This window comes from Streptomyces sp. NPDC090088 (assembly GCF_044747345.1).
Lineage (GTDB): Bacteria > Actinomycetota > Actinomycetes > Streptomycetales > Streptomycetaceae > Streptomyces.
On the sequence record NZ_JBIVDZ010000004.1, the window covers coordinates 707,640 to 719,444 of the forward strand.

An 11,805-nucleotide genomic window follows, 5' to 3' on the forward strand; every position below is an offset into this window, starting at 1 on the left:
CGCGGAAGCGGAGAACTTCTGATGACACTCCCCTACGGCTCCAGGCCGAACAGACCGCTCCGCCCCGGCGGCCTGGGCGCCGTGTCGCTGGGCACGGCGTTCCTGGTGGCGCTGACCGGCTGCACCAGCAGCAAGGACGGCAGTGGGGCGGACTCCGGCTCGTCGATCACCGTGGGTACGACGGACCAGGTGGCGAGCCTGGACCCGGCCGGTGCCTGGGACGCGGGTTCCGGCACCGTGGAGAGCGAGGTCTACGCGACCCTGCTCAGCCAGCGCAACGGCTCGGCGGACGTCACTCCCGACCTGGCCACCGGGATCAGGCTGACGGGGCCCAAGCAGTACACCGTCACGCTCCAGAAGGGCCTGAAGTTCGCCAACGGCCACGAACTCACCTCCTCCGACGTCAAGTTCAGCTTCGACCGGAATCTGCGGATCGCCGACGAGAACGGCCCGTCCTCCCTGCTGTACAACCTCGCGTCGGTCGCGGCCCCGGATCCGACGACGGTCGTCTTCACCCTCAAGTCGGCCAATGACACGCTGTTCCCGCAGGTGCTCTCCACGGCCGCCGGCGAGATCGTGGACGAGCAGGTGTTCCCCGCGGACAAGATCCTCGACGACACCTCGATCGTGGCGGCCAAGCCGTGGAACGGGCCGTACGGGATCGCGAGTTACGACAAGAACTCGCTGGTGTCCTTCACCGCCAACGCGGCGTACAAGGGCCGGCTCGGCACGCCGAAGACCAAGAACGTGCGGCTGAAGTACTACACGGACGCCGGCAATCTGAAGCTGGACGTGCAGCAGGGCACCATCGACGCCGTCTACCGCACGCTCACCACGGCCGATCTGGACGACCTCGCCAAGCAGCGGGACGTCAGGGTCCACACCGGCTCCGGCAACGGCATCCGCTACATCGTCTTCGACTTCGCCACCCAGCCCTACGGCACGAAGACGAAGAACGCCGACCCGAAGAAGGCGCTCGCGGTCCGGCAGGCCGTCGCGGACTCCGTCGACCGGGCCCAACTCGCCCAGCAGGTCTACAAGAACACCTACCAGCCGCTGTACAGCTCCGTCCCGGACGGCCTGACCGGCGCCACCCCCTCCTTCAAGTCGCTGTACGGCGACAAGAAGGGCGGCCCCGACCCGGCCGCGGCGACGGCCCGGCTGAAGGCGGCGAAGGTCAGCACCCCGGTCACCCTCAACCTCCAGTACAACAGCGACCACTACGGCTCGTCCTCGGCCGACGAGTACGCGCTGGTCAAGTCCCAGCTGGAGGCGACCGGGCTGTTCAAGGTGAACCTCCAGTCCACCGAGTGGACCCAGTACGGCAAGGACCGCGTCAAGCACCTCTACCCGCTCTACCAGCTCGGCTGGTACGCGGACTACCTCGACGCCGACAACTACCTCTCGCCCTTCTACTCGGCCAACAGCTGGGTCGCCAACGCCTACGACGACCCCGCCGTGCGCACGCTGATCCAGAAGGAGGAGACCGAGACGGACGCCGCGAAGCGGACCGCGCTGCTGAAGCAGGCGCAGGACAGGGCGGCCACTCAGGTACCGCTGCTGCCGCTGCTCCAGGGCTCCACCGCCATCGTCACCCGCAGCGACCTGAGCGGGGTGCCCGACGAACTGGACGCGACGTACCAGTTCCGCTGGGCGGGACTCGCGAAGAAGTGAGCGCCCTGACACAGGAGACCTCCGGCGCCGTCGCCTCCCCGGCCGACGGCGCCGCCGGGTACGGGTTCGCCCGCTATCTGCTGGTCCGCTTCCTCCTCATCGTCCCCACCGTGCTGGTCCTGGTCAGCCTGGTCTTCTTCCTGATGCGGCTGACCGGTGACCCGATCACCGCCGCCTTCGGCGACCGTCTCACCCCTGACCAGTTGCAGGCCAAGCTCCACCAGGCGGGCTACGACCGGCCGTTGCTCACCCAGTACCTGGACTACCTGCGCTCGCTGGCCACCGGCGACTTCGGCCGCACGGTCACCGACAACCAGCCGGTCACCCACCTGCTCGGCACCTACGGCGCCGCGACCGTCGAACTCGCCTGCTACGCGCTCCTGGTGGCCCTGCTGACCGGCGTCCCGCTGGGCATGGTGGCCGCCTCCTACCGGGACCGGGCCCCCGACGCCGCGCTGCGCCTGTTCGCGATCCTGACCTACGCCACCCCCGTGTTCTTCGTGGGCCTGCTGCTCAAACTGGTCTTCGCGATCTGGCTCGGCTGGCTGCCCTCCTCGGGCCGGGCGAGCACGGGCGTGCAGCTCTTCCTCCAGAACCAGACGTCCACGACCGGCGTGTACCTGATCGACGCGCTGCGCAGCGGCGACGGCACCGCGATCGCGGACGTGCTCCGGCACGCCGTGCTGCCGGCGGTGGCCCTGGGCCTGCTCGTGTCCGGCATCCTGCTCCGCCTGGTCCGCACCAACCTGATCGGCACACTCTCCGCCGACTATGTGGACGCCGCCCGCTCCCGGGGTGTCGCCCCGCTCCGTCTCGTGACGCGACACGCGACCCGACCTGCGCTGATCCCAGTGGTCACGGTGCTGGGCCTGCAGATCGCGGGGCTCCTCGGCGGAGCCGTGCTGACCGAGACCACCTTCGAGTGGAAGGGCCTCGGCTACGAGCTCGCCCACTATCTGACGGTGCGTGACTTCCCGGCCGTGCAGGGGATCGTGGCCCTGTTCGCCGTGGTCGTGGCGGTGACGAACTTCCTCGTCGACGTCGTCGCCGCGCTGATCGACCCACGAGTGAGGTACTGACCCATGGCCCTGGTTCTCGTACGACGACTGCCCCGGCGGCTACGCACGGGCGCGGGGGTGCAGCGGGCCATGCTGCTCACCGGCGCGGTCCTGACCGCGCTGTTCCTCCTGACCGCCGTGCTGGGCCCGCTGCTCGCACCCCACGGCTACGCCCAACTCCGGGACGAAGGCGGCCTGTTCGGCTCCCAGCAGCATCCGGACGGCGCCCACCCGCTGGGCACCACCATCGCGGGCTACGACGTGCTGTCCCGGACGGTCTGGGGTGCGCGGACCGCGCTGCTGATCATCCTCGCCGCGCTGCTGCTGTCCGTGGTGCCGGGTACCGTGCTCGGCCTGGTCTCCGGCTACCTCGGGGGCCGGCCGGACCGGCTGCTGGTCGGGCTCGCCGACGCCCTGTACGCCTTCCCGCCGCTGCTGCTGGCCATCGTCATGTCGCTCGTGATCAGCGGCGGCCGGTCCAGCCTCGTCGGCGGTCTCGGGGCGGCCGCCTGCTCGGTCGCGGTCTCCTTCGTACCGCAGTACTTCCGGGTCGTGCGCGCCGAGGTGATCCGGGTCAAGGCGGAACCCTTCGTGGACGCGGCGCGCGTGATCGGCACCGGGCCGTGGCGCATCATGACCCGGCATGTGCTGCGCAATTCGGTGCGCACCCTGCCGCTGATCTTCACCATCAACGCCTCGGAGGCCATTCTCACCCTGGCCGGCCTCGGCTTCCTGGGCTTCGGCATCGAGCCCAACTCCGCCGCCGAGTGGGGCTACGACCTCAACCGCGCGGTCGCGGACGTCACTTCGGGCATCTGGTGGACGGCGATCCCGCCCGGCCTGGGCATCGTGCTCACGGTGCTGGGCACCACCCTGCTCGGCGAGGGCCTCACCGACCTGGCCGACCCACGGCTGCGGCGCCGTCCGGGCGCCGCCGCTTCCGCCGCCGTCCCCGGATCCGCTCTCGCCACGGACGGAGGCGGGGACGATGACTGACCTGCTGCGCATCGAGGACCTGCACGTCGGCTTCGCCACCGATGCGGGCCCGGCGCCCGCCGTGCGCGGGGTCAGCCTGTCGGTCGCCCCCGGGGAGGTGCTGGCCCTCGTCGGCGAGAGCGGCAGCGGCAAGACCGTGACCGCCCGCTCGGTCCTCGGCCTGCTGCCCGCCACGGCGACCGCCCGTGGCCGGGTACTGCTCGGCGACGGCACCGCCGAGCCCGGCGAGGACGTGCTCACCGCGTCCGCGGCCCGGCTGCGCGCCCTGCGCGGCACGCACGCCGCGATGGTGTTCCAGGAGCCCTCCACCGCGCTGAACCCGGTCTTCACCATCGGCTGGCAGCTGGCCGAGGGACTGCGCGCCCACGGGCGCGGCGGCGGCAGGGCCGAGCGGCGCGCGCTCGCCGTCGAATGGCTCGACAAGGTCGGCATCCCGGACCCGGAACTCCGTGTCGGCCACTACCCGCACCAGCTGTCCGGCGGCCAGAAGCAGCGTGCGGTCATCGCCATGGCCCTCGCCCTGGGGACCCGGCTCCTCGTCGCCGACGAACCCACCACCGCCCTCGACGTGACGGTCCAGGCGGAGATCCTGGAACTGCTGCACCGCTGCCGCACCGACTTCGGCACCGCCGTCCTGCTCATCACCCACAACATGGGCGTGGTCGCGGACCTCGCCGACCGGGTGGCGGTCATGCGCGCGGGACGGGTGGCCGAACAGGCCCCGGTACGCGAGCTCTTCGCGGCACCCGGGCATCCGTACACCCGGGAACTCCTCGCCGCCGTACCGGACTTCGGTAGCGGGCGCGAGCCGGAACGACCGGTCGCGGCCGACGACGGGCCGCCGGTCGTACAAGCCTCGGACTTGGTCGTCGACTACCCCGGACGGCTCGGCCGCAAGGGGTTCCGGGCCGTGGACGGGGTGAGTTTCACGATCCGGCCGGGTGAGGTGCTCGGGCTGGTCGGCGAGAGCGGCAGCGGCAAGACCACGATCGGGCGGGCCGTCGCCGGGCTGACCACGGTGACGGGCGGCCGACTGGAGGTGTTCGGTGCGCCGTCGGCACGCGGGCGGAGGACGGCCCGGCAGGCGACGGCAGGGCAGAGCACGGCGGGCCGGATCGGTTATGTGTTCCAGGATCCCGCCACCAGCTTCAACCCCCTCCTCACGGTCGCCGAGAGCGTCGCGGAACCCCTCGTCGTGCACCGGCGCGAGCTGGACGCCGAGGAGATCCGCGCCCGGGTCGAGTCGCTGCTCGAAGCGGTGCGTCTCCCCCGCGGCCACGCGGACCGCTACCCGCACGAACTGAGCGGCGGGGAACGCCAGCGCGCGAGTCTGGCCCGGGCGCTGGCGCTGCGGCCGCAGCTGCTCGTCGCCGACGAGCCGACCTCGGCGCTGGACGTGTCCGTACAGGCCAAGGTTCTCGACCTGTTCACCGGACTGCAGCGGGAACTCGGCTTCGCGGCGCTGTTCGTCAGCCATGACCTGGCCGTGGTCGAACAGGTCGCGGACCGGGTGCTCGTGCTGCACCGGGGCAGGATCGTCGAGGAGGGCGCCACCGGCCGGGTGCTGGGCGACCCGCAGGACGACTACACCCGCCGGCTCGTCGCCGCCCTGCCCGTGCCGGACCCGGTCCGGCAGGCGAGGCGCGGCCGGCTGCCTCTGGAGAAGGGAAGGACCAGCGCGTGACCGACAGTTCGCTTGTGGCCGCCCGCCCGCCGCGGTGACGGACCGATGCCGACCGGCCGGATGATGCCCCCGTCAGCCGGTCGGCGGCCGGTGCCGGTTCAGTTCGGCCGTGCGGTGGGCAGCGGTGGCAGCTGGAGGTGCTCGCGCAGGGTGGTGCCGCGGTACTCGGTGGGGTAGACGCCTCGGCTCTGGAGTTCCGGGACGAGTTTGTCGACGATGTCGGTGACCGAGGACGGCAGCAGGTCCGGCACGATGTTGAAGCCGTCGGCGGCGCCGGTGGTGACGTACCGGGTCCATTCGTCGGCGACGGAGGACGGGGTGCCGACGAAGGACGGGTGGCCGGGAGCGACCTCGGTGGCCAGCTCCCGCAGCGACAGGCCGCGTTCGGCGGCCAGTTCGCGCCATTTGCGGATCTGGGCGAGCTTGCCGGTGCGCTGCGCGATCGCGATCGTGCCCCGGGACGGGTCGAGTTCGGCCTCGCTCGGCTCGATGTCGGGCAGCGGGCCGTCCGGGTCGTAGCCGGACAGATCGGTGCCCCAGTACTGCTCGAAGAAGGCGATCGCCCGGGGCCCGTTGACCTGTTCGGTGCGCATCCAGCGGGCCTTGTCCGCCGCCTCCCGCGCGGTGTCCGCGAGGATGACGCTGGCGCCCGGCAGGATGCGCAGCGAGTCCGGTGAGCGGCCGTACCGGGCCAGCCGCTCGCGCAGGTCGGCCGCGTAGGCGACGGCCTTGCCGTACTCGGTGTTGTTGGAGAACACCACGTCGGCGTGGCGGGCGGCGAGTTCGCGGCCGCCGTCGGAGTCGCCGGCCTGGAAGAGCACGGGCCTGCCCTGCGGACTGGCCGCAACGGTGGCGAGGGCCCGCAGCCGTACCAGGTCCGTCTCCCGCTCGACCGGGCGGGCCGAACCGTCGCCGTCCCGGGAGGCCCACAGTTCCTTGGCAGCGTCGACGAACTGTCCGGCGCGGTCGTAGCGGCGCTCGTGCTCCAGCCAGCCACCGCGGCGGAAGTTGGCTCCGGTCCAGGCGTTGTCGGTGGTGACGATGTTCCATCCGGCCCGGCCCTCGGACAGCAGGTCGAGGGAGGCCAGGCGGCGGGCGAGGTCGGCCGGGTAGTTGTAGGTGGTGTTCTGGGTGGCCACCAGGCCGATCCGGTCGGTCACGGCGGCCAGCGCGGACAGCTGGGTGATGGCGTCCGGGCGGCCGGCCACGTCGAGGTCGAAGATCCGGCCCCGGTTCTCCCGCACCCGCAGCCCCTCGCCGAGGAAGAAGGCGTCGAAGAGTCCTCGCTCCAGGGCCCGCACCACGTCGGCGAAGGTCTCGATCGCGGTGTGCGAGGGGGCGTCGGGGTCGGTCCAGACCAGTTGGGGCCCGACACCGGCGTAGAACAGGCCGAGATGGAGCTGGGGTCGGGTGGACGGTTCGGTCATGGCGGTCACCTCAGGCGTGGGCGGCGGGCGCGGCGGCGAATCGGTTGGCGGGGCGGGGCAGGCCGAGCGTGGTGCGCAGGGTGTCGCCGGGCCGGGGCGGGTGGTGGAGTCCGGCGGCGGCCAGGGCGGGCAGTACCTGCTCGGCCAGCACCGGGAGGTCGTCGGCGAGGACGGCCGGGTGCAGCCGTATGCCGTCGACGAACTGGGCGAGTTCGGCGAGGAGTTCGGTCAGTTGCTCCGGGGATCCGGTGTGGCGCAGTCGGCCGGTCGCGGGCCGGGGGGCGGTGCGGTCCAGTGCGGCCAGCCGGTCGGCGGCGGGCACGGCGGTGTCGAGGACGATCTCCACCTCGGCGAAGACCAGGGGTGCGCCGGCCTCCCGGGCGGCGTCCGCGCGGGCGGCGACAGCGGCGGGCGTGGGCCGGCCGACCAGGACCACGTCGGCGCGCTCGTCGATCTCCAGCGCGTCCGGTGCGAGGACCACGACCTGTCCCTGTGGCGGACGCGGGGTGATGAGCGGGCCCTTGACCGTGAAGGAGGCGCCCTCGAAGTCGATGTGGTGCACCCGGTCCGCGTCCAGGTAGCGGCCGGTGGCGGCGTCCTTGACGACCGCGTCGTCCTCCCACGAGTCCCACAGGGCGCGGGCGGTGTCGACGACGTCCTCGGTCTCCCGGCGCAGTGCCCCGGCCGGGACCGGTTCCCGGCCCACGGTGGCGAGTGCGGCCGCGTCGGCCGCCGCTCCCACCAGCCAGGCGGCCCGGCCGTGCGACGCGTGGTCCAGGCTCGCCAGCTGGGTGGCGAGGTGGAAGGGCTCGGTGGTGGTGATGTGCAGGGTGGGCGCGAGCCCGATCCGGTCGGTGAGCAGGGACACGTACGCCGCGCGCGTCCCTGCCTCGATCCGGCCGACGGACCCGGGCCCGGCACCAGGCGGCAGCGGCTCGTCGGCGAACGTGACGAGGGCGAAGCCGGCCTGCTCGGCGGCGACGGCGGTCCGCCGCAGCGCCCTCGGGGTGACGGCGACCCGGGCGGCCGGGTGGGCGCCACCGCCGTCGGCCTCCAGGGCGAGGTGCAGCCCGGGCAGCCCGGTGTGACGGTCAGTCATGGGGAGTTCCTCCGGTGGACGGTTCACACTGCGGTGCGGGGACGGGGAGGGCCGGGCGGCCGGTGGCGGCGGACCCGGAGACGGGCGGGGCCGCCCGGGCGGCTGCCGTGGGTGCGGTGCGGGCCAGCCAGAGCGCCACGCCGGCCGCCGCCAGCACCGCGGTCGCGGCGCCGGAGGCCAACCCCCAGCGCACCCCGGCGTGTTGGGAGATCCAGCCGACGACGGGCGCACCGACCGGGCTGCCGCCCATGGAGATCACCGTGTAGACCGCCATCACCCGCCCGCGCATGGCATCGCTGACCTCGGACTGGACGAAGGCGCTGACGGCCGTGTTCAGCGTCATCAACGTGAAACCGGCGGGCAGCAGCAGGACGAGGAAGGCGGGATACGACGGCATCAGCGCCGCCACCGCCTCGAACCCGCCGAACAGCAGCGCGCCGACGACGACCGTCCGCACCCGGGGCGAGACCCCGCGCGTGGCGGCGATCGTCCCGGCGACGGTCCCGACGGCCAGGGCCGTGTTCATGAAACCGAGGCCCCGGGAGCCGACGTCGAAGACACGCCCGGCGAACAGGGTCAGGGTGGTCGGGAAGTTCACCGCGAAGGTCGCGGTCAGCCCGAAGACCGTGAACACGCCGACGAGTTCGGGCCGGGCGGCCACATAGCGCAAGCCCTCCGCCCCCGCCCCCGTCCACGGCGGCCGGGGCGTGGCCGGCCCGCCGCCCGTGCGCGGCCGGATCGCGAGCACACCCGCGAGGACCACGGTGAACGACACCGCGTTGAGGGCGAACACCCACCCGGTGCCGATCGCCCCGATCAGCACCCCGGCGATCGCCGGGCCGATCAGGCGCGCGGCGTTCAGGGAGAGGATGTTCAGCCCCGCGGCCTTCGGGATCAGCGTCCGCCCGACCAGTTCGGTGACGAAGGACAGCCGTGCGGGGTTCTCCACCGTGAACACACTGCCCAGGGCGAAGGACAGCACGTACAGCGCCCACAGCGGAGCATGACCGGAGAACACCAGCGCCGCCAGCAGCAGTGCCTGCACCGCGTACAGCGTCTGGGTCCACAGCAGCAGGGTCCGCCGGTCGTGGCGGTCGGCCAGGACGCCGCCCCACAGACCGAACAGCAGCACCGGGGCGAACTGCAGACCGGCGACCCACCCGAGCGCGGTCCCGCTGTGGGTGAGGGTCAGGACGTACCAGTCCAGCGCGACGCCCTGCATGGCGCTGCCGATGTTGGACACCAGACCCGTGCTCCAGTAGATCCGGTAGTCACGGACCCGCAGCGCGGCGAACGCCCCTGACGGGACGGTTCGGTTGACGGCCATGCGTCTCTTTCCGAGGGGTCGATCCACGGTGGCGAGGGCCGTACGACGATCTCGTCGCGAAGTCGGCCTGGGGTGACGGCGATTGGTAGCCGCGTGGGGGCTTCGCAGGCGACGGCCCTACGCGACGACGGCGCTACGAGGCAAGAGTGGGAGAGAAGCCCGGTGGGACGGGCCGGGGGTCAGCGACAGGTCTCGTCGAACTGATCGGCGCGACGGCCCACCCAGAACGGGTCGAGCAGCACGGTGCGTGCCTGACCTGCGGTCTCCATGACCGGATCAAAACACACGGCGGAAGGTGCGTCCACCACGCGTCCCGCCCCGTGAGACGGCGCCGTCTTTCGAACAGGACGCCCGGTTCCGGGATTGACGTACGACAAAACCGCTCCGTAGCATCGCGACCGGCATTGAGTGTCAGCGTCAAGCCCTGGCTCGCTGACCGGCAACCCTCCCGCGCGGCGGGGTGCTCCAGGTGAAAGCCCGGCGGGATCACCGACGATCCCCGCAAGCGCGTGGCCCCGTGAGCGGGGCCGGAGAAGAGGAGGACCGGTATGCGGCAGCGCGATGACCTCCCGGCTCCCTTCACCGACGCCATGGCCTTCTCCCGGCTCTCGCGCCGCCGTCACATCGATCTGAAGCGCTCGACCAGCTGCCTCTGTCAGGCCTGACCAGCGCATCCCCCGCCGGCCGCCGCCCTCTGCCGGCCGACCACCGCACCGGCCTCTGCCGGTCATTGCTCACCGCTCCCATGCGCACGGCTCCGCCGCCGCTCCGGGTGCCCCTTCCCTGACCCGTTTCCGTACAGCGCCTCCCCGTGCCGGTGCCCTCCGGCCCGGGCCGCACGCCCCTGCACGGCCGTGCCTCGCGCACCGAAGCCCGGCACCCCGTTGCCGGGTGACACGAGTAGGAGAACCCCCTCCGTGACAGCACTTCCCTTTCCCAGAACGTCCCGCTGGGCGCCCCTGGCCGCCCTGCTGACCACCGGTGTCCTGCTGACCGCCTGCGGCTCGGGCGACGGCGGCACCGGCAGCGGAAGCAGCCGGCCGAAGTCCGGTGGCACCCTCACCTTCGCGGTGGGTTCCGACGCCGGCTGCGTGGATCCGCAGCAGGTCGGCAGCAACGACACCATCTACTCGGTGCGCCAGCTCGTGGACTCCCTGACCGACCAGGACCCCAGGACCGGCAAGATCGTCCCGTGGCTGGCCAAGAGCTGGGACATCAACGCCGACGCCACGGAGTTCACGTTCCGGCTGCGCTCGGGGGTCACCTTCAGCGACGGCTCCGCGCTGACCGCGCAGGTGGTGAAGGACAACTTCGACGCGGTCCCGAAACTCGGCGCCCTGGGCACCCTCGCCGAGGGCTATCTCAGCGGCGTCAAGGCCACCACCGTGGTCGACCCGCTCACCGTCAAGGTCACCTTCAAGCAGCCCAACGCCCAGTTCCTGCAAGCCACTTCGACGCACTCGCTGGGCATCGAGTCGTCGGCGAGCGTCAAGAAGAGCCCGCAGCAGAAGTGCAGTGACGGTGTGGTCGGCTCCGGGCCGTTCGTGCTGAAGCAGTACGTCCAGAACCAGTCGGTCACGCTGGACCGGCGGTCCGGGTACGCCTGGGGCTCCTCGCTGTGGTCCAAGAAGGGCGCGGCCTACCTGGACAAGCTGGTGTTCAAGGTGGTGCCCGAGGCGGGCGTCCGGGCGGGCAGCCTCCAGTCCGGGCAGGTGGACGTGATCAGCAGCGTCGGCAAGGCCAACGAGGCCGCGCTCAAGGGCGGCCAGGTCACCCTCCAGCGCCGGGCCAACCCCGGTGTGGTGTTCGGGCTCGGCCTCAACAACGCACGGCCCCTGTTCAAGGACGCGAAGGTGCGCCAGGCCGTCCAGGTCGCCGTCGACCGCAAGCAGATCGCCGACACCGTCTTCCCCACCGGCACCCAGCCGGCCACCAGCGTCCTGGCGCACACCACGCCGGACTACACGAACCTCGCCGCCGACCTGTCCACCGACGCAGCCAAGGCCAAGTCCCTGCTGGATCAGGCTGGTTGGAAGGCGGGCGGCGACGGCATCCGCACCAAGGACGGCAAGAAGCTGTCCCTGACCATCACCTGGTTCCCCAACGCGGCCACCAACCAGCCCGCGTTGGAACTGGTCCAGCAGCAGCTGAAGGCCGTCGGGATCGACGTGGTGCTCAAGCAGCTCCCGGTCACCCAGTTCGCGACGACGGTCCAGTCCGGCGACTTCGACGTGGTGTGGGGCAACGTGACCCGTGCCGACCCGGACATCCTGCGCACCTCGTTCTCCACCCAGCTGGGCAACTTCTACCACCTGCCCGCCAGTTCGCTGGACACCGCGCTCACCGCGCAGGCCGCGACGACCGACACCGCCAAGCGCGCGCAGCTGGTCGCCGAGGCACAGAAGCTGCTCGTGCGGAACGCGTACAACGTGCCGGTGGTGGAGCTGCAGACCCAGCTGGGTGTGTCGGACAAGGTCCACGACCTCGACTTCGACTCGGGCAGCCGCGTCCAGCTGCACGACACCTGGATCGGCTGACGC

General features: G+C 71.9%; 9 protein-coding genes and 1 riboswitch. Of the genes, 6 read left to right on the forward strand and 3 right to left on the reverse strand.

What is annotated here, in order from left to right:
• Window positions 1-21: 21 nt before the first annotated feature.
• From ACIPSJ_RS23170 to ACIPSJ_RS23185, 4 genes are read left to right on the forward strand one after another with little or no spacing between them, the layout of a single operon-like run.
• Window positions 22-1,674 carry an ABC transporter substrate-binding protein gene (locus tag ACIPSJ_RS23170; protein WP_401348331.1) on the forward strand — a complete coding sequence of 551 codons (1,653 nt, stop codon included), beginning with the start codon at window positions 22-24 and terminating at the stop codon, window positions 1,672-1,674.
• On the forward strand, window positions 1,671-2,753 hold the full coding sequence (locus ACIPSJ_RS23175; RefSeq protein ID WP_401348333.1) for an ABC transporter permease: 1,083 nt from the start codon (window positions 1,671-1,673) through the stop codon (window positions 2,751-2,753). The genes ACIPSJ_RS23170 and ACIPSJ_RS23175 overlap by 4 nt, the downstream gene beginning before the upstream one ends.
• A gap of 3 nt (window positions 2,754-2,756) precedes the next feature.
• Window positions 2,757-3,728: an ABC transporter permease gene (locus ACIPSJ_RS23180; RefSeq protein ID WP_401348334.1), complete on the forward strand. Its 972-nt coding sequence runs from the start codon at window positions 2,757-2,759 to the stop codon at window positions 3,726-3,728.
• Entirely contained in the window at window positions 3,721-5,412 is a 1,692-nt protein-coding gene (locus tag ACIPSJ_RS23185) for a dipeptide ABC transporter ATP-binding protein (protein WP_401348337.1), read from the forward strand. The genes ACIPSJ_RS23180 and ACIPSJ_RS23185 overlap by 8 nt, the downstream gene beginning before the upstream one ends.
• Before the next feature lie 98 nt (window positions 5,413-5,510).
• Here the strand turns inward: ACIPSJ_RS23185 and ACIPSJ_RS23190 are convergent, their stop codons facing one another.
• The 3 genes from ACIPSJ_RS23190 to ACIPSJ_RS23200 are packed head-to-tail and all read right to left on the reverse strand — an operon-like array spanning window position 5,511 to window position 9,265.
• Window positions 5,511-6,839, reverse strand: a complete 1,329-nt coding sequence (locus tag ACIPSJ_RS23190) for an NtaA/DmoA family FMN-dependent monooxygenase (RefSeq protein ID WP_401348339.1) — start codon at window positions 6,837-6,839, stop codon at window positions 5,511-5,513.
• 10 nt (window positions 6,840-6,849) lie between these two features.
• Window positions 6,850-7,938, reverse strand: a complete 1,089-nt coding sequence (locus ACIPSJ_RS23195) for an LLM class flavin-dependent oxidoreductase (RefSeq protein ID WP_401348341.1) — start codon at window positions 7,936-7,938, stop codon at window positions 6,850-6,852.
• Window positions 7,931-9,265: an MFS transporter gene (locus tag ACIPSJ_RS23200; protein ID WP_401348343.1), complete on the reverse strand. Its 1,335-nt coding sequence runs from the start codon at window positions 9,263-9,265 to the stop codon at window positions 7,931-7,933. Before ACIPSJ_RS23200 ends, ACIPSJ_RS23195 begins: the two co-directional genes overlap by 8 nt.
• Before the next feature lie 400 nt (window positions 9,266-9,665).
• Window positions 9,666-9,779, forward strand: a riboswitch (SAM riboswitch).
• Window positions 9,780-9,813: 34 nt separating this feature from the next.
• On the opposite strand from ACIPSJ_RS23200, the gene ACIPSJ_RS23205 reads away from it, so the two are divergent.
• Together ACIPSJ_RS23205 and ACIPSJ_RS23210 are read left to right on the forward strand one after the other, a co-directional pair.
• A complete protein-coding gene (locus ACIPSJ_RS23205) occupies window positions 9,814-9,930 on the forward strand; it encodes a putative leader peptide (protein ID WP_401348346.1) in 117 nt (38 codons plus the stop codon).
• A 252-nt stretch (window positions 9,931-10,182) separates the two neighbouring features.
• Entirely contained in the window at window positions 10,183-11,802 is a 1,620-nt protein-coding gene (locus tag ACIPSJ_RS23210; RefSeq protein ID WP_401348348.1) for an ABC transporter substrate-binding protein, read from the forward strand.
• Window positions 11,803-11,805: the final 3 nt, after the last annotated feature.